This is a genomic window from Exiguobacterium sp. s160, assembly GCF_018617575.1.
Taxonomy (GTDB): Bacteria; Bacillota; Bacilli; order Exiguobacteriales; family Exiguobacteriaceae; genus Exiguobacterium; species Exiguobacterium aestuarii_A.
In genome coordinates, this window is sequence record NZ_JACSKK010000002.1 from 342,602 (window position 1) to 363,452 (window position 20,851).

The 20,851-nt window shown below is 50.2% G+C and carries 21 protein-coding genes and 2 other annotated features; of the genes, 6 read left to right on the plus strand and 15 right to left on the minus strand.

Annotated elements, in window-relative coordinates:
- Positions 1 to 22: 22 nt before the first annotated feature.
- The 3 genes from KNO86_RS07625 to pta all read right to left on the minus strand — a co-directional run bounded on the left by KNO86_RS07625 (position 23) and on the right by pta (position 1,580).
- Positions 23 to 190 carry a hypothetical protein gene (locus KNO86_RS07625; protein WP_158024803.1) on the minus strand — a complete coding sequence of 56 codons (168 nt, stop codon included), beginning with the start codon at positions 188 to 190 and terminating at the stop codon, positions 23 to 25.
- Positions 187 to 486 carry a rhodanese-like domain-containing protein gene (locus tag KNO86_RS07630; protein WP_074035656.1) on the minus strand — a complete coding sequence of 100 codons (300 nt, stop codon included), beginning with the start codon at positions 484 to 486 and terminating at the stop codon, positions 187 to 189. The genes KNO86_RS07625 and KNO86_RS07630 overlap by 4 nt, the downstream gene beginning before the upstream one ends.
- Before the next feature lie 104 nt (positions 487 to 590).
- Positions 591 to 1,580, minus strand: a complete 990-nt coding sequence (pta, locus tag KNO86_RS07635) for a phosphate acetyltransferase (RefSeq protein ID WP_214694766.1) — start codon at positions 1,578 to 1,580, stop codon at positions 591 to 593.
- A 337-nt stretch (positions 1,581 to 1,917) separates the two neighbouring features.
- Here pta and hemQ point away from each other — a divergent pair, with 337 nt between their 5' ends.
- The gene (hemQ, locus tag KNO86_RS07640) at positions 1,918 to 2,694 is read left to right on the plus strand and encodes a hydrogen peroxide-dependent heme synthase (protein WP_214694768.1); all 777 of its coding nucleotides are present in this window, start codon (positions 1,918 to 1,920) and stop codon (positions 2,692 to 2,694) included.
- 75 nt (positions 2,695 to 2,769) lie between these two features.
- Entirely contained in the window at positions 2,770 to 2,916 is a 147-nt protein-coding gene (locus KNO86_RS07645) for a hypothetical protein (protein WP_012727492.1), read from the plus strand.
- Positions 2,917 to 2,919: 3 nt separating this feature from the next.
- Here the strand turns inward: KNO86_RS07645 and KNO86_RS07650 are convergent, their stop codons facing one another.
- Positions 2,920 to 3,858 carry an ATP-grasp domain-containing protein gene (locus KNO86_RS07650; RefSeq protein ID WP_214694770.1) on the minus strand — a complete coding sequence of 313 codons (939 nt, stop codon included), beginning with the start codon at positions 3,856 to 3,858 and terminating at the stop codon, positions 2,920 to 2,922.
- A gap of 154 nt (positions 3,859 to 4,012) precedes the next feature.
- Between KNO86_RS07650 and KNO86_RS07655 the strand changes: the two genes are divergently transcribed.
- Positions 4,013 to 5,503, plus strand: coding sequence for a potassium/proton antiporter (locus KNO86_RS07655; RefSeq protein WP_214694771.1), 1,491 nt, complete (start codon positions 4,013 to 4,015; stop codon positions 5,501 to 5,503).
- A 41-nt stretch (positions 5,504 to 5,544) separates the two neighbouring features.
- Here KNO86_RS07655 and trpA read toward each other — a convergent pair whose 3' ends face one another.
- From trpA to trpD, 5 genes are read right to left on the minus strand one after another with little or no spacing between them, the layout of a single operon-like run.
- Positions 5,545 to 6,312, minus strand: coding sequence for a tryptophan synthase subunit alpha (gene trpA / locus KNO86_RS07660; RefSeq protein ID WP_214694773.1), 768 nt, complete (start codon positions 6,310 to 6,312; stop codon positions 5,545 to 5,547).
- Positions 6,309 to 7,496, minus strand: a complete 1,188-nt coding sequence (trpB, locus tag KNO86_RS07665; RefSeq protein ID WP_214694775.1) for a tryptophan synthase subunit beta — start codon at positions 7,494 to 7,496, stop codon at positions 6,309 to 6,311. The genes trpA and trpB overlap by 4 nt, the downstream gene beginning before the upstream one ends.
- A complete protein-coding gene (locus KNO86_RS07670; RefSeq protein WP_214694777.1) occupies positions 7,493 to 8,047 on the minus strand; it encodes a phosphoribosylanthranilate isomerase in 555 nt (184 codons plus the stop codon). The genes trpB and KNO86_RS07670 overlap by 4 nt, the downstream gene beginning before the upstream one ends.
- A complete protein-coding gene (gene trpC, locus KNO86_RS07675) occupies positions 8,023 to 8,784 on the minus strand; it encodes an indole-3-glycerol phosphate synthase TrpC (protein WP_214694779.1) in 762 nt (253 codons plus the stop codon). The genes KNO86_RS07670 and trpC overlap by 25 nt, the downstream gene beginning before the upstream one ends.
- Positions 8,781 to 9,770, minus strand: coding sequence for an anthranilate phosphoribosyltransferase (gene trpD, locus KNO86_RS07680; protein ID WP_214694787.1), 990 nt, complete (start codon positions 9,768 to 9,770; stop codon positions 8,781 to 8,783). The genes trpC and trpD overlap by 4 nt, the downstream gene beginning before the upstream one ends.
- A 55-nt stretch (positions 9,771 to 9,825) precedes the next feature.
- Positions 9,826 to 10,053, minus strand: a binding site (T-box leader).
- Positions 10,054 to 10,101: 48 nt separating this feature from the next.
- Positions 10,102 to 10,330: a binding site (T-box leader), on the minus strand.
- A 242-nt stretch (positions 10,331 to 10,572) separates the two neighbouring features.
- On the opposite strand from trpD, the gene KNO86_RS07685 reads away from it, so the two are divergent.
- Positions 10,573 to 11,886, plus strand: a complete 1,314-nt coding sequence (locus KNO86_RS07685) for an amino acid permease (RefSeq protein ID WP_251126967.1) — start codon at positions 10,573 to 10,575, stop codon at positions 11,884 to 11,886.
- 85 nt (positions 11,887 to 11,971) lie between these two features.
- On the opposite strand, the gene KNO86_RS07690 is transcribed toward KNO86_RS07685, so the two are convergent.
- From KNO86_RS07690 to KNO86_RS07700, 3 genes are all read right to left on the minus strand, one after another.
- Positions 11,972 to 13,498 carry a murein hydrolase activator EnvC family protein gene (locus KNO86_RS07690; protein ID WP_214694796.1) on the minus strand — a complete coding sequence of 509 codons (1,527 nt, stop codon included), beginning with the start codon at positions 13,496 to 13,498 and terminating at the stop codon, positions 11,972 to 11,974.
- Positions 13,499 to 13,920: 422 nt separating this feature from the next.
- Positions 13,921 to 14,286, minus strand: coding sequence for a DUF423 domain-containing protein (locus tag KNO86_RS07695; RefSeq protein ID WP_214694798.1), 366 nt, complete (start codon positions 14,284 to 14,286; stop codon positions 13,921 to 13,923).
- A gap of 12 nt (positions 14,287 to 14,298) precedes the next feature.
- Positions 14,299 to 14,904 (minus strand): trimeric intracellular cation channel family protein, encoded by a 606-nt coding sequence (locus tag KNO86_RS07700; protein WP_012727503.1) that lies wholly within the window; start codon positions 14,902 to 14,904, stop codon positions 14,299 to 14,301.
- 93 nt (positions 14,905 to 14,997) lie between these two features.
- Here KNO86_RS07700 and KNO86_RS07705 point away from each other — a divergent pair, with 93 nt between their 5' ends.
- Positions 14,998 to 16,635 (plus strand): ABC1 kinase family protein, encoded by a 1,638-nt coding sequence (locus tag KNO86_RS07705; protein ID WP_214694799.1) that lies wholly within the window; start codon positions 14,998 to 15,000, stop codon positions 16,633 to 16,635.
- On the opposite strand, the gene KNO86_RS07710 is transcribed toward KNO86_RS07705, so the two are convergent.
- Positions 16,574 to 18,157, minus strand: a complete 1,584-nt coding sequence (locus tag KNO86_RS07710) for a GNAT family N-acetyltransferase (protein WP_214694801.1) — start codon at positions 18,155 to 18,157, stop codon at positions 16,574 to 16,576. The genes KNO86_RS07705 and KNO86_RS07710 overlap by 62 nt on opposite strands.
- The gene (locus KNO86_RS07715) at positions 18,154 to 18,663 is read right to left on the minus strand and encodes a glycerol-3-phosphate acyltransferase (protein ID WP_214694803.1); all 510 of its coding nucleotides are present in this window, start codon (positions 18,661 to 18,663) and stop codon (positions 18,154 to 18,156) included. The genes KNO86_RS07710 and KNO86_RS07715 overlap by 4 nt, the downstream gene beginning before the upstream one ends.
- A gap of 92 nt (positions 18,664 to 18,755) precedes the next feature.
- On the opposite strand from KNO86_RS07715, the gene KNO86_RS07720 reads away from it, so the two are divergent.
- Positions 18,756 to 20,168 carry an NAD-dependent succinate-semialdehyde dehydrogenase gene (locus KNO86_RS07720; protein ID WP_214694809.1) on the plus strand — a complete coding sequence of 471 codons (1,413 nt, stop codon included), beginning with the start codon at positions 18,756 to 18,758 and terminating at the stop codon, positions 20,166 to 20,168.
- Positions 20,169 to 20,214: 46 nt separating this feature from the next.
- On the opposite strand, the gene KNO86_RS07725 is transcribed toward KNO86_RS07720, so the two are convergent.
- Positions 20,215 to 20,847 (minus strand): HAD family hydrolase, encoded by a 633-nt coding sequence (locus tag KNO86_RS07725; protein WP_214694811.1) that lies wholly within the window; start codon positions 20,845 to 20,847, stop codon positions 20,215 to 20,217.
- Positions 20,848 to 20,851: the final 4 nt, after the last annotated feature.

Consider the following 20,851-nt stretch of genomic DNA (forward strand, 5'->3'; position numbering starts at 1 on the left):
TTTTAAGAAGGTTCCGCATTTTTTATAGACTTGTCACGAGTTCGATCGTCAATAAGATGATGATAAGCATCACCCAGACTGCCCAGACGAGTCGCCACTTCTCCCAGTCAAATCGCTTCATCACCGCATAGACCGTGAGGTAGAGCGCGATGAGAAGGGGTACGACGACCCAAGGATTTTCTAGCATCACGCTTCGATGTCGCCATCCCAAGCGAGCATCCCGCCGTCGACGTTGACGACTTTGTAGCCTTGCGACTCTAAGTAATCACATGCTGTTTGACTTCGTCCACCTGAGCGACAGATGACGTGATACACATTGTCTTGTGCCAACTTTTCTGTCACATGTGGGAATTCAGATAGTGGATAGAGCGGTACGTTCGGGATATGCCCTGCATCATATTCATCTTGTTCGCGCACATCGATGATATGGAGAGACTCCCCGTTCTCTAACTTTTCTCGTAATTCCGTCGCATGAATGCTTTGCATACATAGCTCCCCTTTCGATAATGGATTCCTCTTATAGTTTACCTCAGCTCCCCTTCAAAAAAACACAAAAAAAGCACCCTTCTATCAAGAAGGATGCTCCCAACTTACGCTTCGTTGCGCTCGTCGATTGCTTGTGCTGCCGTGATGAGTGTCAATTTGTAGACGTCCTCTTCGTTACAACCACGTGATAAGTCGTTCACTGGTTTGTTGAGACCTTGAAGGATCGGGCCGATCGCTTCGAATCCACCGAAACGTTGAACCATCTTGTAGCCAATGTTTCCTGCTTCAAGACTTGGGAAGACGAATACGTTCGCCTTACCAGCAACGTCAGAACCCGGTGCTTTCTTCGCCGCTACGCTAGGGACGAATGCCGCATCGAATTGAAGTTCTCCGTCGATTGGAAGGTTCGGTGATTTTTCTTTTGCAAGGCGAGTCGCTTCCACGACTTTCTCCGTTTCAGGTGACTTCGCAGAACCTTTCGTCGAGAAGCTAAGAAGCGCGACTTGTGGGTCGATACCGAATGTCTTCGCTGTCGCTGCCGACAAGAATGCGTTCTCTGCTAAGTCTGCAGCGTCCGGTGCGATGTTGATTGCACAGTCCGAGAAGACGTATTGCTCGTCGTCACGTACCATGATGAACACACCCGACGTCTTTTTGATCCCTGGTTGCATTTTGATGATTTGAAGTGCCGGACGTACCGTATCGGCCGTCGCGTGCATCGCGCCTGAGACAAGACCTTCTGCTTTTCCTGTATGAACGAGCATCGTTCCGAAGTAGTTCACATCCGATGTGAGGAGTTCGCGCGCTTGTTCGGCTGTCGCTTTTCCTTTACGACGCTCGACGAATGATTCGACGAGAACATCGATGTCTTCGTATGTCGCTGGGTCATATTGTGTCAAACCTGAGATGTCGAAACCGTGTTTTGCCGCAACCGCTTCGACGTCTGCTTTCGTACCGACGACGATTGGTTCTACCATACCGTCTGCTTTCAATCGAACAGCGGCTCCAAGAACACGCTCATCGACGCCTTCTGGGAAGACGATGGTCGGACGAATCGGACTGACTTTTTGCTTCAACGTTTCAAATAATTTCATAACGAATGAACCCCTTTTCTCAATTTACAGCATGACTGCTAGTGGTTTTGCCGTTGACTTGTGTCTTTACGCGATTTCAATTATACACAGTACCCTTTTTAAAATAAACTATTCTGCCCATTCCGCCATAAATCGCTTAGAATCAATCATTATATGAATAGAACAGTTTCGCTAAATCGACTGATACAGCCATTTTTGTAGCCGTTTTCATGTTTCTGTCCTCTGTTCTTTACCCGTCATGAATCGTGATAACCCTCACAGTGCCTCAAAGTTGCCAGTCAGTGAAGCGTGTATGGTAAAATAGACGGCGAAGCCAAGTCCCGAAAGGAGATTTTTTATGTCAGAACGTCCAGTACCTACGACAGATACACAACATGCCGCCGCCACATTAGACGGATGGTATACCCTTCATGATTTCCGCACAATCGATTGGGCTCGTTTGAAGCTCGTCGACGCCGAGAAGCGTCAACAGATGATTGACGAGTTCACTGCGTTCCTCACCTCACTTGAAGAAGTTGAAGCAAAAGGTGAAGGAAGCCACGCCTTCTACTCGATTCTCGGTCAAAAGGCAGACCTCGTCTTAATGGTGCTTCGCCCGACATTCAACGAACTTGAAGACGTCGAGCGCGCATTCCGCAAAACAGCGCTATACGACTATATGATTCCGTCGTATTCGTACGTGTCGGTCATCGAGCTCGGTATGTATCGTGGATCTGGAGATGGGGACCCATATCAAAACCCTCATATCCGCTCACGTCTCTACCCGACACTTCCAAAAGCCGCACACATCTGTTTCTATCCGATGAGCAAGGCTCGTCGCGACGGCGACAACTGGTACATGTTGTCGATGGATGAGCGCAAAGACCTCATGTATCGCCACAGCATGATCGGCCGTAGTTATGCCGGTAAGATTCAGCAGTTCATCGGTGGGTCGACTGGATTCGACGCATGGGAATGGGGCGTCACGCTCTTCGCTGAAGATTCACTTCAGTTCAAGAAGATCGTATACGAGATGCGCTTCGATGAAGTGAGTGCGAAATACGGTGAGTTCGGCGACTTCTACGTCGGAAACATCTTACCGAAAGAAAATTTGAGCACATTCTTTAGCGTGTAAAAGGTTTACGCGTATAGCACCTCGGGAATTAAGGATGATGTAAGCAAGTAATCCTGATTAACGAGGTGAACAACGATGCGCGTGTTTAAAGAAACCGATCGTGACACTGCGGAACGTTTAGATTCGTTCATCGAACGAATGGCACCGACAGCAGAATTAGTCCAACATCGATTTGAAGAGCAACTCAAACATACACAGCAAAAGGGTCAGGCGAGCGCCTGACCCTTATTTTGTCGTGGTGACGTGAAGCGCGTCGCCTAAGAAAGTAGCCAATTCAAGCATCCCATAGCGCCCTGCTTTCGCTTCAGCGTCGGAATTATAGTTCGTGTTCGTATTGACGTCGTAGGCGTAGACGTTACCGTCTCGGTCTCGGATAATCTCAATTCCGGCGATATCAATCTCATTCGCTTTCAGGAACTGTTCGAGCTGTGGAATGATGGGGTCATCGAATCCTTCGACGATTTCAAACTTCGCCGGTGGCGTCTCCCCGACCGGGCAGAACTGGTCTTCAATCGAGCAGGCATCTGCCGGGCAGAGCTGGAATCCTTCCGATGTATCGACACGCACCGCATAAAGGAACTTCCCACCGATGAATTCACAACGGGTAATATACGGTTCCGGGGCTTCAATATACTGTTGGATGAGCGTGATGCCGTCAATCGAGTCCTCAAACGAGGCACCATACACATATTCCTTCAATCCTTCGATCGTATGGAACAATTGGACCCCGAGTCCTTTTCCGGCACGATTATGTTTCGTGATGAACGGTGTCATGTCTAGCTTTTCGGCCGCCTCGATGATTTGGTCTTTACCGACCGCCGCAATCGTCTTCGGTACACGAATCCCTTCGCGGCGAAGCGCCGTGTACTGATTGACTTTACTCACTTCTAGACGGATGGCACGCGTTCCGTTGAACACGGTACGGTCATGCGCCTCTAGCCAAGCGAGGACACCTTCCGTCAACTCAGGCGCGTACCGATGACCGCGTGTGTGCGAAGAAGCACTCATACGATTATAAAAGACACCTTCCGGGGGGATTGCTTCGAGATCAATCGTCCCTTGGTCCAAGTGCCATAGTTCATAAGGCAACTGTAGTTCTTCTAAACGATGAACCAGGTGGTTCGTCCATTCTTCGTTCTCATGAATGACGTGAATTTTAGACATCATCATCCCTCCTTATTCGATGTCCTCACTTTACCACATCCATAACTCATAATTCCAATGCGCAAGGTTGGTATAATCCCCAATTCTGAAATATCAGACGATTTCATGGTACAATGAACTTAAGAGTATTGCTTTTGGAAAGGATGTGTTGTGTTTGCCCGTACCTGTCTTAAGTACTGATGTACTCATTTTACTCTTCGGTCTACTCCTTGTAGCCGGTGTCATGGCGACGCGAATCTCGACTCGCTTCGGCCTGCCCGCCTTGATTTTGTTTATGGGGATCGGCATGATCATGGGAAGCGATATTACAGGTCTCATCTTCTTCGACGACTCCAACCTGGCACAGCTGATCGGGGTAGCCGCCTTGATCGTTATTTTGTTTGAAGGGGGGCTTCAGACGAAATGGTCATCGATGCGTCGCGTGCTCGCGCCAGCCGCTTCACTCGCTACGCTTGGTGTCTTAATCACGACAAGCGTTGTTGCCGTGGCCGTTCGTTTCGTATTTGGTTTCGATTGGATTGAATCTTTCTTGTTCGGTGCGATTATCGGTTCGACCGACGCGGCAGCCGTCTTCGCTGCATTTAAAGGAAAGAACATCTCACCGAAAGTCGGTGCGACACTCGAAGCCGAGTCCGGCACGAACGACCCGATGGCGATGTTTTTGACGATTCTCGCTCTCGATTTCATGATGAAGCCAGAAACGACCATCTGGGATGGGATCTGGATGTTTGTCCTTCAGATCGTTGTCGGAGCACTCATCGGCTTTATCCTTGGCCAACTGTCACGCCTCATGTTGAATCATCTGAGATTAGAGTCGAGTGGACTGCATGCCGTCCTCATGATTTCGATGGCATTTCTCACATACGGTATCACGGCTTACTTATTAGGAAGCGGACTGCTCGCCGTCTATATCGCCGCCATGATTGTCGGAAATGCGGATACGGCGCATGAAGTGACAATCGTCCAATTCTCAGAAGCACTCGCATGGATTATGCAAATCATCATGTTCGTCATTCTTGGGTTACTCGTCTTCCCACGTCAACTCATCGAACCGGACTTGATTTGGAAAGGCCTACTCATTTCATTCGTCCTCATGTTCTTCGCCCGCCCGATCGCCGTCTATCTATCGACGCTCGGCATGGCATTCACGAGAAAAGAGAAACTGTTTATCTCTTGGGCCGGATTAAAGGGAGCTGTCCCGATTGTATTAGCTACCTTCCCTCTAATCGCAGGGATTGAAGACAGTCAGCTTTTATTCAATGCCGTCTTCTTCGTCGTCGTAACGAGTGCCTTGATTCAAGGAACGACGTTGACACCGCTCGCTGAAAAATTAGGGTTACTCGGTCCGGATAAAATCCGTTCCCCGTATACGATTGCCCTCGTCTCGAGTAAACAGTCCCAACATAAGCTCGTTCCTTATGTTGTCACGGAGAGTTCTTCGATGATTGGCAAGACGCTAGCGGATATCACGCTCCCACCGAACACCGTCGTGAACGCCATCGTCCGAAACGAATACTTGATTCCACCAAATGGACAAACATCCATCGAAGAAGGCGACCTTTTATATGTGCTCGCTTCGATGTATCGTCATGATCAACTCGACCAAAAATTTGGTGAAGACGGTCTCGATCGAGTGGAATTATGAGTAAACGAATAACCGGCGCCTCTTTTGAAGCGCCGGTTTTCTTATGCGTGTATGTGCTTTGCCGATCGAATCAACGTCTCGACGTCATCTGTTCGTCCTTCATGGAGTGCCTCGACGATGAAACTTCCGACGACGACACCATCACATGCTTGTCCTAACGTCTGCACTTGCTCCGGACGATGTACGCCGAACCCTGCTAAGACGGGAACGCGCGACTGCTCTGTCAATCGAGTCAGATAGGCGAGTAACTCGTCCGGGAACACATCCGCTTTCCCTGTCGTCCCTTTGAGCGTGACCGCATAGACGAACCCTTCCGCTTTCTCTAAGATGGATGCCGTACGCTCTTCGCTACTCGTCAATGTAACGAGCGGGATGACGGCGACGTCATGCCGCTCGATATCTGCGAACAATTGGAGACTCTCTTCAAACGGGAGATCCGGAATGATGACCCCACTTACGCCGCATTCGTTCGCCCGGTCAAAGAACGGTTGAACCCCGAACCGAAACACTGGATTCAAGTATGTCATCAAGACGATTGGAACGTTAAATTGATCATTTCCTTCTATTAAATGGTTCAATACCATTTCAAGCGTCACACCTGCTTCAAGAGCACGCATTCCTGCCGCCTCAATGATGGGGCCATCTGCCACCGGATCCGAGAAAGGGATTCCTAGTTCAATCGCCGTCGCACCCATCCGTTCTAGTTCCACAATGGTCGGAATGAGTCGGTCCATCCCGCCATCACCAGCCATGATATACGGGACGAATGCAGCCCCTTCTCGCTCTCGAATCGCTGTCTCTAGTTTCATCGTGTCGCCACCTTCTCTCGGATTGTGTGGACATCTTTGTCTCCGCGCCCTGATAAACAAATCACCAATGTTTCGTCTTCTCCCATTGTCTTCGCGAGCGTCTCCGCGTAAGCGAGAGCGTGCGAAGACTCCAAGGCAGGAATGATGCCTTCTTGTCGACTGAGAGCAAGACACGCATCGAGTGCCGCTTCATCTGTAACAGCTGCATACCGCACCCGCTCAATATCTTTCAAGAAGCTATGCTCTGGTCCTACCCCTGGGTAATCGAGCCCGGCTGAGATTGAATGTGCCTCCTCGATTTGACCCGCCGCATCTTGTAGGACATACATGAGCGAACCATGTAGGACACCGACTTCCCCTTTCGTAAGGGTTGCCGCGTGTTTATCTGTATCAATGCCACTACCTGCCGCCTCGACACCGTAGAGGGCGACCGACTCATCGTTCAAGAACGGATAGAACATCCCCATGGCGTTACTTCCTCCACCGACACAAGCGACCACGGCGTCTGGGAGGCGTCCGGTCTGTTCGAGGATTTGACGACGCGTCTCTGTTCCAATCACGCTTTGGAAGTCACGTACCATCTGCGGGAACGGGTGCGGTCCGAGTACAGAGCCCATCACATAATGTGTATCGTCGACATGTTTGACCCAGTAACGGAGCGCTTCATTGACGGCATCTTTTAGCGTACGGCTGCCTGATTTGACAGGGACGACTTTCGCTCCGAGCAGTTCCATCCGAAAGACGTTTAACGCTTGGCGTTCGACGTCGATCTCACCCATGAAGATGGTGCACTCTAAATCGAGTAATGCACATACCGTCGCAGTCGCGACGCCGTGCTGACCAGCACCCGTCTCCGCGACGACTTTCTGTTTCCCCATCCGCTTCGCGAGGAGCGCCTGCCCAATCGTGTTATTGATTTTATGGGCACCGGTATGGTTCAAGTCTTCCCGTTTCAAATAGACATTCGTCCCGAGGCGACGACTCAAGTTCGACGCATAGTAGAGAGGTGTCTCACGTCCCACGTATTCGCTTAATAAAGAAGAGAAGCGTTCTTGAAACTCAGGATCTTGCTTCGCTTCTTCGTAAGCGACCTCTAATTCTTCGACCGCTTGCATGAGCGTCTCCGGAATGTACTTCCCACCGTATTGTCCAAATTTCCCGTTCACTGGTTGTGCATACATCATAGTTCCTCCTTGGCGCGCTGAATGAACGCACGAATTTTTTCGATATCTTTCACACCGTCCGTCTCGACACCGCTCGAGACGTCGACGCCGTCTGGTTGAATCGTTTGAATCGCTTGTTTCACATTATCTGGGGATAGACCACCCGCTAGCCAAAACGGACGTTTCGGCCGGTCGATTGCGTCCCAGTTTAATACTTGCCCACTTCCCGGATTCGGATGATCCATCAACCGGACATCCGCCGTCTCCTCGGTCGACGCATCGATAACCGGTAACCCGAAGATGCGGAGTTCTTCCATTGATTGTGTCCGATGGTGAATTTGTAAATCCGTCAGCCCGACGTCCATCGCTTGCTTGATGTCTTCCATTGAAGGACTTAAAAACACACCAACGATTCGAACCGATTGTGGGATCTGTGTAGCTAGCGCCTTCGCTGTCGCCACGTCGATTTGACGGGAACTCGGTGCGAATACGAACCCGATGGCATCCGCTCCCGCCTCGACCGCTGCCTGGACAGCTTCTTCTGTCTTTATTCCACAGATTTTAACGAACATGTTTTCAACTCCTCGAGTAACCGGGTCGGGTCTTCTTCACGCATGAGTGCTTCCCCGACGAGAATGGCGCTTGCCCCAGCTTCTTGTAAACGCGCAGCTGCCTCGACCGTACTGACACCACTTTCGCTGACAAATGTGACGTCGGGGTAGCGTTTCATCAAATCAATCGATGTCTCGAGGGATACATCGAACGTTTTTAAGTCTCTGTTATTGATGCCAATCAACACGTCATCAAGTTCGAGCGCGATGTGTAACTCCGTCTCGTCATGTACTTCGACTAAGACGTCGAGACCAATGGAGCGGGCATATCGCGTCAACTCGTGGAGACGTGTCGGATGAAGGGCTGCCACGATGAGAAGTGCCACACTCGCTCCGTAATGCTTCGCATAGTCGAGTTGTCGTTCATCGATGATGAAATCTTTACAGAGCACCGGAATCGTGACAACGTCGGCGACTTGTCGCAAATCGTCAAACGATCCGTTGAAATACGTTTTGTCTGTCAGAACGGAAATCATCGTGGCACCGGCTTGTTCATATTGACGAGCCCGTTCGGCGACGTCGACCGTTTCTCGAATCATTCCTTTCGAGGGGGATGATCGCTTGATTTCCGAGATGATATGAAATCCATCATTCATCATATTTAAAAGAGCAACCGGTTTTGTCACAGCAACATCAATAGGCTGCATGCGACTGACCTCTTCGATTTTCGTTCCGATGATTTTCGTTAAATAACTCATGCCTCTACCTCCGTACGTTGTAAGTGTTGTAACACGCGCAAGGCGTGTCCTTCGTCAATGCTTCGTTTCGCCTCTTTCACTCCCTCACGGAGCGTCGAAGTCGTGCCGTACGTGCAAAGTGCCAGCGCCGCGTTCAGTAAGACGACGTCTCGTGCCGGACCTGTTTCTCCGTTCAACACGGCGAGAAGTGTCGCGGCGTTCTCTTCCGGTGTCCCTCCGCGTAATGCTTCGAGCGGTGCCCGCATCAAGCCGACATCTCGTGGGTCGACCGCGTAACGCGCCGTCTGTTCCCCATCAAAGAAGTACACATCGTTCACACCGGCGAGGCTCGCTTCATCGAGGCCTCCCGCACCGTGTACGACCATGCCGCGCTCTACGCCAAGATGACGCATCGCGGTCGCCATTTTCTCAAGTAGCGACGGATGATAAACACCGACAAGTTGTCGTTTCGGACGAAGCGGATTCGTCAACGGTCCGATTTGATTGAAGATGGTCGCCGTTGCGAGTCGTTTCCGGACTGGCATGACGTGCTTCATAATCGGATGGACATGTTGGGCGAAGAGGAAACTCAAATTCGTCCGCTTCAAGTCGGCATGTACTTCTTCTGCCGTCTTCACGATTGGAACGTTCAATGCCTCGAGGACGTCGGCGCTTCCCGATCGACTCGATACGCTTCGGTTTCCGTGTTTGGCGACCGGAATGCCGAGACCGGCTAGGACAAACGCGACGGTCGAACTGATGTTGAACGTGTGCGCCCCATCGCCGCCAGTACCACACACATCGAGTACCGGTAAATCAGTCGGGGGGAACTGTGCCGCTTCACGGATGTACGCTGCGAGTCCCGCCATCTCTTCTGCCGTCTCCCCGCGTTCTTTCATCGCGAGTAGCACCCGTTCGATTTGCGCCTCATCCGCTTGGAACATCTCGCTTGCTGCCACTTTCATATCTGTTGTTGATAATGCGTTTGTCTCCAATTGTTGAATCATCGTCTGTTCCCCCTCTAAAAATGTGTATAAAAAAACTCCACACGACAGTCGTCGTATGGAGGACGGTTCTAGACCGCGGTGCCACCTCTCGTTGATTCCAAAGAATCCTCTCTCCGATGCAATCACATCGTATCCCGATAACGGGGGAAACCGTCACGACCTACTTCATTCAGCCATGCTCTCATGAGCCCATTCACGCGGACGCCTCGGTCAGGATTTCACTATCCCTGACTCTCTGGACGAAACGTCTTCTCGCGCTACTCTTCTCAATCCTCGATTTGTATTGTTGAAACGAAAAAGGGGTCACCCGTCTCCTCATAGCTTACGCTACAAGAAGGACGAGTAACCCCGTGGTGCCACCTTCGTTGGTTCTACAGAACCCACTTCACGGACAATCATCCGCTTCCCCGTGATAACGGTGGGTAACCCGCTAAAGCCTACTCAAAGTTCGGTTTAGAGCTCAGAAGTCCATTCGCGACGTCCTATATACTGATTCGCACCACCCATCAGCTCTCTGTCATACAGGATTCGTCGTTACTTCTCTTCGTCGACGCCTTTATTCGTTTCAGTTAAGTTAACTCGTACTATACAGGGCGGATGAATCCATGTCAAATAAAAAAATTAAAAAAACTTTGCCTCTATATGTGCACCCCGAAATGGAGAACCTTCACCGATTTTTCGAATTGACATCGTTTTTTTCGGTCTGCTATAGTCGTCCACAACAACATTTCACTCAGTTAAAGGAGAATCGATTTTGGAAACAAATAAACTAAAACGCGAGCTGTCCACCCGGCAACTCACGATGATTTCCCTCGGGAGCGCCATCGGAACCGGGCTTTTCCTCGGAAGCGGTCTTGCGATCCAAACTGCTGGTCCGAGCGTGCTCGTCAGTTATGCCATCGGGGCGTTCATCGTCCTCTTACTCATGGGTGCACTCGCCGAAATGACGGTCGCTCATCCAACATCCGGATCATTCGGGACGATCGCCGAGCGCTACGTCCATCCACTCGCCGGCTTTCTTGTCCGTTACTCTTACTGGGTCGCGAACGTACTAGCTGTAGGGGTTGAGGTCAGTGCCATCGCCATCTATATGCGTTACTGGTTCCCGGATGTGAACGGGTTCGTATGGGTCGCCCTCTTCGGTGGACTCCTCATTTACGTCAACGCCCGTCACGTTCATACGTTCGGAACAACCGAATACTGGTTATCATTCATCAAAGTAACTGCCATCATCCTCTTCATCGTCCTTGGTGCCGCTACATTGTTCGGCGAACCAGGATCACCGATTGAATCGATCACGACAGGAAACGAAGGATTCTTCGCTTTCGGCTTTTACGGGATGTGGGTGACGATTTTCATCTCCCTCTTCAGTTTTCTCGGGACCGAACTCGTTGCCGTCACTGCAGGTGAAGCGAAAGACCCGGACCAAGCCGTACCACGCGCTTTACGCGCTACCGTGTTCCGCTTGACGTTCTTCTATGTCGTCACGCTCGCCATCATGCTCATGCTCATCCCATGGCAGCAAGCAGGGATCGATCAAAGTCCGTTCGTGCTCGTCATGGAACAGTTTGATGTCCCGTTCGCGGCAGGCATCCTCAACTTTGTCATTTTGATTGCTGCCTTGTCTGCGATGAACGCACAGCTTTACGCGTCGACACGTATGATGTACTCACTCGCGGAAGCCGGTGATGCACCGAAAGCATTCAAAACAATCAGCAAAAATGGCATTCCGATGTTCGCGCTACTCGTTTCAACGGGCGGGATTGTCCTCGCTGCTTTGCTACAAGTATTCATGGAGTCATCGTATCCGTTCTTGATGGGAATCTCGATGTTCGGAGCCATTTTCACTTGGTTCATGGTCTTCGTCTCCCACTTGTTCTTCCGTAAGAAATGGACTGGGCGAAAACTTCCTGTCCGCATGATGGGGTATCCGTTCCTCCCATTGCTCGGAGCAGTCTTACTCCTCAGCCTAATGATCACGACATGGTTCACGGACTTCAATATTTTGCTGAAGTTCGGGATCCCTTGGTTGGTCGGGTTGACAATCGTCTATGTCGTGCGTGAACAAATGCGTAAAAAACAAAATCGTCAAAGCGATATCGAACAAGCCAACTAACAAGCATCCCTTCGCGACAGCGGAGGGATTTTTTGTACGCACAAAAGCCCCTTTCGCAATCGAAAGGAGCTTTCTGTATGAGGTATCAGAAGAACTGACGCGGGTTGACTGTGCTACCTGCGCTCGTTGCCGAGTATGAGTAGCCGCCTTTATGAATCTCAAAGTGCAAGTGCGGACCTGACGAGTTCCCTGTGTTCCCAAGTGTCCCGATGTTCGACCCTTGTGTCACACGTTGTCCAGAGCTGACAGATACCGAGTTCATGTGTGCATAGACCGTTGTCCAAACTTGACCGTTGATGACGTGCGCAATCATGACGTGGTTCCCGTATGCGCCACCCCAACCTGCACGAATGACCGTACCTGTCGCAGACGCGCGAATCGGTGTCCCTGTCGGACCTGCGATATCTAAACCATTATGGAACGTGTAACCATACGCGCCACTCGCAGGACCCCATCCTTGTGAGTAGCGTCCTGAAGCCGGTTGAATGAACATTGAGCTAGATGGTGCTGGTGTCGACGTCGTCGGTGCCGGTTTTGGCGCTGGTGCTGGTGCAGGCTTCGGTGCTGGCGCCGGTTTTGGCTCAGGTTTTGGTGCTGGTGTTGATGAAGCCGTGTTGTTTGAAGACGACGAAGACGGGGTATTCGATTTATTGTCCTGCTTCTGTTGTGCAGCTTGCTTCTGTTGTGCAGCTTCACGAGCCGCTTCCGCTTCTCGTGCTGCCTCTGCCTTACGAGCAGCCTCAGCTTGACGTGCAGCTTCTGCTTGGCGTGCTTCTTCTGCTTTACGTGCCGCCTCTTGACGAGCTGCTTCTTCAGCACGACGACGAGCTTCTTCTTCCTCACGACGTTGTGCTTCGATTTCAGCCGCAATCGCCTGTTCTTGTGCGACTAACGTCGCTTCAATCTCTTGAAGATCGAAAATTTGCGATTCGAACTTGATGTTCTTCTCTTCAAGTTCTTTGATGCGTTTTTCACGTTGCTTCATTTTCTTCTCAAGTTCGGCTTGACGAACTTCGAGTGCTTTTTGCTGTTCGAGAAGTGAAGCGCGTTCTGCTTTCAAGTCAGCCTGTGCTTCTTTCAACGACTTTTGTGTCGCTTCATAGTCATCGAACAATTCCTGGTCACTTCGCTGGATTGTTCCAGCCGTGATCATACGCGTGACGAGGTCCGAAAGGTTTTTTGAACCGAAGATGAATTCAGCCCAGTTGATCGAGCCGCCACCGTTCTTTTGCATCGTGGCCATCCGTTCTTTCATCATTGCTTCTTGTGCCTTCATTTTTTCTTGGTAATCTTTAATGTCGGCTTCAAGATCCTCGATTTTCATCTCGGTACGCTTGATTTCTTGGCGCTTCATCGCGACATCATTGATGATGTCTTGCAATTGTGCGTCCATTTTATTGACCTCTGCCTGAACTTTTGAAATCTCTTCTTTGTTCACTTCAATCTTTGAAGACGTGTCGGCTTGGTCTTTTTTCACGCTATTGCGTTTTTCTTGTACTTTTTGTTGTTCTTCTTGCTTTTCTTTAATTGAAGTCGATGCATCGGCAACTGTATGTGTGCTGATGAGCATCACACCAAGCGTCAGCGTCGAGACTGTGCGTTTCCAATTCATGAATGGGGTACATCCTTTCTTAAATAACAAACGTGGGTACCTACTACACTACATATTTTTAAAGCCGTTTCAGTATGTAACAAAAACGATCATTTAGTTGAGTTTCAACACGACTAATTATATCTAACTGCTAGATATTTTCCTGTTAAAGTTATATTTCAATTTTATTACGCACAGACAGACGCGCAGGCAACGAAATCGTCTAACTTATTATTTATCAATACCTTTTTGAATCGTTCAATTTGAAATCTTCCTGTAATGTTTTATGTAAATAGAAAACGCTTTACCCTATTTTCAAATAATATTTTGAATACATCATTCATAAGTTTCCAATTGATGGAACGACCCATCAAAAAAAATCCACATCCTCGCCTCATGTACACATGAGCAAAGACATGGATGTCGGTTTGACTGGTCTTCTGTTATAACTTGGTTGCGCCAACGATCACAAAAATCCAAGCGGCGATGAACAAGACTCCGCCAATCGGTGTCACGGCTCCGAGTTTCGTGATCCCCGTCAATGCCATGACATACAAGCTTCCTGAGAAGAAGATGATTCCGGCAAACATGAGCCATCCGGCAATGTTAAATTGACTGATGCTCACACGCATGAGCAGTGACGCAATTCCGATGATTCCGAGTGCGTGAATCATATGATAGAGTACCCCGGTTTGCCAGTTCGCCAACATGTTTGGTGACAGTCTCTCTTTTAAGGCATGTGCGCCGAACGCACCGAGTGCTACGCCGAGTGCCATCAATCCGGCACCAATCATTAATAAGATTTTCATTTGTGTTCCCCCTTATCTGACTTTACGTGCTGGTAAATTCCACTTCCGATAGTAGGATATCACTCGAAGTGTCGCCACGACAATTAAAAGTGCATAGACGGCAAGGCCACCTTCGAGCTTGAAGTAATACGTGATGACCGCGATGAGGATCGCCCAAATCGCATACACTTCCGATTGTAAGACGAGCGGTTTACGCCCGGCCAGTAAGTCGCGGACCACACCACCCCCGACACCTGTCAGGACAGCAGCCGCAATCGCTGCCGATAATGGCAAATCTAGCTTGATGGCGACTTGTGCTCCTTGAAAGGCGAAGGCGACCAAACCGATGGCATCGACAATGACACCCCAACGTTCCCAATGTGGCAATACGACACTCGGTAGCAGGAAGATAAGGAGTGCGACAAGAAAACATAAAATAAATAAATCATTCTGTTGCCAAATTAAACTGACGGGGTTTCCTAATAGGACGTTTCGGATCGCACCGCCCCCAAAGGCGGTGATAAACGCGAGCAGCCACACCCCAAAAATATCGTATTTTTCATCCATCGCAATGATGGCTCCGCTCGCCGCGAACGCTATCGTTCCGACGACGTTGAGCAATTCCCACTCCATGAACATCCCTTGCCCTTTCTTCAACGCATTGTATGGTAAAGTATAGTTACAAAAAATCAGGTCAGTCGAGCGACTGTCGTAAAGGATGTCGGTATTACAATGAAACGTATCGCTTTGTTCCGTATATGGATTATCGTCACCATGTTCGCCCGATTCATCATTCGGCTGTACGCCTTTTCACGTAAACAACAACAAGGCGTTGCCACGACAGAAGAATATGAAGCACTTATGCTCAAGCTCGCGCGTGAGTATAAACGAAATGCGTTACGGCTCGAAGGCTTGTTGATCAAGCTCGGACAATTTTTGTCCATTCGTGCAGACTTATTGCCACCCGCCGTCCTGAATGAGCTCTCTGAACTTGTCGACCGTGTCCCGACATCGGGTTGGGAGAAGTCGCGCGCGATTCTAGAGGCTGAATGGGGCGTTCCTTACTCGCAAGTCGTCAAAGACGTCGGAATCGATGCCGTCGCCTCCGCCTCGATTGGGGAAGTATACGGCGCCACATTGCTTGAAAACGGGAAACGGGTCGCCATCAAAATTCAACGTCCGAATATCGAAAAAATCATTCGTACGGACTTCCGTGCCATGCGAATTGTCACGTCGATGTTGAAGCGGACATCCCTCGCTAAATCGACCGACTTAGATAGCTTATATCGCCAAATGATTTTTGTCATCGGGGATGAACTAAATTTTCAAACCGAATTAAAAAATGCTCTCTATTTTAAAGCAAAGTATGCCGATAACCCGGACGTTTATATCCCGGATTATCACGAGCACCTCTGTACAAACCGTGTCTTGACGATGGACTGGGTCGATGCGAGACGAATCACCGATCTCGCCTTCTTAAAAGAAAATGACATCGATCGCTCCGCACTAGCCGAACGGCTGTTCACGCTCGCCGCCGAACAGTTGTTGTTCGGTGGACAGTTCCATGCCGACCCACACCCCGGAAACGTCCAAATTCGGGCGGACGGCACCATCATCTTACTCGACTTCGGTATGGTCGGACAGACGACAGCGCAAGACATGGCGACGATTCGAAACATTCTACAGGCGTTCATCTCGCTCGACTATGACAGCATCGTCGACGGACTCGAGGATTTACGATTCTTGCTACCGACGGCGAACAAACAAAACATCCGCCAAGCACTCGAAAAGGCCGTGACGTTTTATTTGGAGACCGATATCGATACGGTCGATACGAAGTTAATCGAGAAAGTGTTGCAAGATATTCAGTTGCTCGTCAAAAATGAACCAATTCAACTCCCGGCGGAATTTGCCTTCTTCGGGCGGGCCGCGTCGACCTTGCTTGGCATCCTGCAAATTCTCGACCCGAAAATCGACCTGTTCACACTCGGCAAACCGATTGTCATCGAATGGCTCGAGGAAGACGGGACAACGCTTCAAAACCGATATGTGAAGACCGGAATCAATTATGCGAAGAAATTATTGAACGTCCCGCCGCTTCTCGACAACTACTTAAAAGAACCAACGCGAAAACGCCTGTCGGAGCAAGCGATGTTCCAACGCAACTTGGAATCCAAAGAACTGTTGCACCGCCAAACGTTCAATGCCATCGTCATCTTGCTCGGGTTGCTCGTCGGACTACTCGGCTATATCCGACCGGATGAATGGCTGTTCTGGTCGGGTGGCGTCGTCTCCGTACTGGCTTACTTCAATTGGAGACGCCTCGGACGAAAAATTCGTCACTTGGCACGTCAGGATTTTCGAGTTTGAGCGAACCGTCACTCTCAGGAGTGGCGGTTTTTTGTTGCATCCACTCGGCAATATAGGCACCGACGTCACGCATCATGCGAGGTGTCGTCCAACCCATCGTCGATACTTGGATGACGTTCGCCCGCTTCAAATATTCACTCTCATATTGCACGAGATAACCTTGATACGACAGCTGTCGACCGAGCTCGATTGAGGACTGTCCGTACGGCACCGGGATCGTGATGATGCCGGGGGACTGGGCGGGACTCAGCTCGATCTGTAAGCCGTTCTCACGGAGTGAGTTGATCAGGACGAGCATCTTCTCTTCATGCGACGCGACTTCCTCTTCCGTCAGTTCTTCTAATGCGACATCCATCGCCGCAAGGAGCGGTTCTGACTGTGTGAAGGCGATTGGTTGGTAAAGGGATAAGTCAAAGTAGCGAGGCACGTCTCGTAACGCTTCTGCCCGCTCTTTCATGGCAACGAACGCGAGACCTGGGGCGTTCCGTAGCGCCTTTCCTGAGGAGAAGGTCACAAAATCAGCAAAGGAATAGTCATAGACGAGTGTCCCAACAGCACTAATCGCATCGACGGCAACGACATCTTGCCACGCATGAAGCGGGGTGAGATCGATTAAGATCCCCAAAGATGTCTCACAATGCACCGTCCACACCCAGTCTGGTTTAATGCGTTCAAGTTCAGAAACATCCCACTTCCCTTTACGGTCAGCTTGAATGACGTCAAACGAGAGACTGACGCGAGATGCGTGATCCATAAGACGTTCTCCGAATTCGCCGGCGCATAAAATGACACCATGTCCGCTCAATCGTGATGCGACCGCATCGTTGGCCACCGTGCCGCTTCCTAAAAGCGTGTAGACATAAGGAAGTCCGATTCGTTTCGTCAATTGTTGCTGAACGGATTCAAGCATACGGCCCGTCTCGTTTGAACGATGTGGGAGCGGCTGTCTCGAGAGCCTCGCTCTTACACGCTCCGAGCATTCGACAGGACCTGCGAGCAAACTCTTTGGCCGAAGCGTCGACGCTGACTTTGATTCATAAAATGCCGAACGCGTTAACACCATCGGTACATATCGTGCTTCCTCAGGACCGATTGGATCCGCAAATGGGACAAACCCGAATCGACGATAGAGCACTTGTTCACGCGTTGTCCTACTGATGACGATACCGTCGACTTCACGTTCTGTCGCATCCCCAATGACTGCTCGCATCAATCCGGCGAACGTACGATTGCGCCGATACGCTTTCTTCACAGCGAGCAGACGTATCTCAAGCCATTCCCCGTCAGGCATACACACCCCTTTTTGTTCTAACGAAAAAGGTCTTTCGCCACGTAGCGCGCACATGGCGACCACTTCACCATTCACTTCCCCAATCCAATATGTATTCTCTTCATGAAACTTGTCGACGAGTCGACGTTCTAGATTCGGCGGATGTTGCGGAATCTCTTCGACGAACGTTTCGTAATTTAATCGATGAATGGCGTCAAAATCAGATGAACTGGCTTTTCGATAAACAATCATGCTTTCCCCTCCTTCACATGATGATAGACAATCACGATGGCAATGAGTGTGGCCCAAATGATATTTCCGATACTTCCAAGTGCAGCCAACGGAAGTAAGACGAGCATGATGAGCCCGGTCTCACGCGAATTGCCCGTCATTTTGATCAAAAGTAATAAGATCAGGAGACCACCGATAAACCACCACGGGTCGTATGCCCATATGATTCCAGAAAAAACGGCATATCCCTTCCCGCCGGCGCGGATTCGCCAAAACGGATAAATATGACCGAGCGTGAGTGCGAGTGCCGTCTGCCAAAAATACGTTCCGCTCACCTGTAGGACAAGAATCGTCTTCAACACATCGAATCCGTACACGATCAGAAACGCCTTCACCCCTCCGATACGATGCGCATTGCGGGCACCGGTGTTGTTGGAACCAGATGTCGCTAAATCATGACCACTTAACAACCCATAAAGTCTTCCGCCGAGCAGACTCCCGACTAGATAGCCGATGATGATCCACATTGTATCCCCTCATTTTTTGGAAATTTGTGTGCGTTTCAGAAAAACGGGTATCCTCTAATTAACTGTGCACTTTTTGGAAAGGGGAAATCAAGATGCGAGAAGAGAAAAACTTCATTAACGGGGAATGGACAGAGACGGAACAGACGATCGAGGTACGAAATCCGGCCACAGGAAATGTGATGGCCGTCGTGACGAAAAGTGATACCGCCGAAGCGACACAAGCTGTCGATGCGGCGCATGAAGCGCTTCAGGAATGGCAACAGAAGACCGCGGACGAACGAGGGGCGCTACTCAATGAGTGGCATCGTTTGATTGCAGAACATACAGAAGAACTTGCCCGGACGATGGTCGAGGAACAAGGAAAGCCACTGAAAGAAGCCATCGGTGAAATCAATTATGCGAACGGCTTTATCGACTGGTATGCGGCAGAAGGACGGCGCGTGTACGGGGAAACGATTCCCGCCTCTTCGAACCAAAAACGAATCTTTGCCATCAAACAACCGGTCGGCGTCATCGCCGCCATCACACCTTGGAACTTCCCGGCTGCCATGATCACGCGAAAAGTCGCACCAGCACTCGCCGCAGGCTGTACGGTCGTCATGAAACCTGCATCGGCGACTCCGTTGACTGCGATTGAATTGGTCAAATTAGCCGAAAAGGCAGGGTTCCCAAAAGGAGTCATCAACCTCGTGACAGGGCAAGCATCTGATATCGTCAAAGCGTGGCAACAAGACAAGCGAGTGCGAAAATTGACGTTCACCGGGTCGACCGAAGTCGGGAAAATGCTCATGCGTGACGCGGCGGACACGATGAAAAAGATTTCCCTTGAGCTCGGAGGGCACGCCCCGCTCATCGTCACGGCCAAAGCTGACTTAGATAAAGCCGTCCCGCAAGCGGTCGCCACGAAGTTCCGTAATGGCGGACAGACGTGCGTCTGTGCGAACCGGATCTATGTCGAACGTGCCGTCGTCGATGAATTCTCGGAGCGTTTCATCAAAGAAGTCGAAGCGCTGAAAGTCGGGAACGGTCTAGAGGAAGGTGTCGACATCGGTCCGCTCATTGATGATGATGCGCTCAGTAAAGTCGAAAAGCATATCGAGGACGCTCAAATTCGCGGCGGTGAAGTGTATGGTGGCGAAGTGTTAGATGGCCTCTTCATCCGTCCAGCAGTCATCCGTTATGCGAATGAAGACATGCTCTGCATGAATGAAGAGACATTTGGTCCTGTCGCCCCAATCGCGACATTCGATTCACTCGACGAAGTGATCGAACGGGCGAACAATACGCCGTTCGGCTTAGCCGCTTACTTGTTCACACAAGACATCAACGAAGCCGTCTATTTAGCGGAGTCGTTAGAGTATGGAATCGTTGGTGTGAACGACGGTCTTCCTTCAACTCCTCAAGCGCCGTTCGGTGGTTGGAAAGAAAGTGGACTCGGGCGTGAAGGTGGTCATCACGGCATCGAAGAATTTTTAGAAGTCAAATACATCTCACTCGGGTTGTAAGAATAGGCATACAAAAAGGCTTGTCGCACGTGCGACAAGCCTTTTCTTATCGGTTGACCCATTCGACTAAATCGTTCGGCGATTTGATGACGTGATCCGCAAGCGCCCACTCTTCTTCATTTCCGAATCCGAACCCTGTCAAAACGACCGGGAAATCATGTGCCCGTGCTGCCTCGACATCCGATTTGCGATCGCCAACCATCATATAGTCCGCCTCACCGTGACGGACACGGTGTGCTGTCAGAATGTCCGCTTTCTTTTCGCCACTGACAGACTCCAAACATTCCGGTGCCGTCATGTAGGAGCGAATCTGTTGCGTATCTAAAATCAAGTTCATGTAATGAACACCGCAGTTGCTCGCCGTCGTCAATGTATGACCTTGTTCGTGAAGCGTCTCCAACATGTCACGAATGCCATCGAATAAGACGTTTTGCCCTTCCATCGTCTTTTCGAGCGTCGTGTGACGCAATCTCCGAATGAGACGAATTTCTTCGAGCGTCGCTTCCGGGATGACATGCTCCCAAAACGCGTTACCTGCCAAGCCATATCCTGAACGGACCGCCTCTTCACTCGGTTTCGGAAGGTGAGGAAGTTCCTCGAGCGCCTCATGAATCGCCTGCGTCATCGGTCCAGTCGTATCTACTAACGTGCCATCGATATCAAATAAAATCACTGCCATTGGA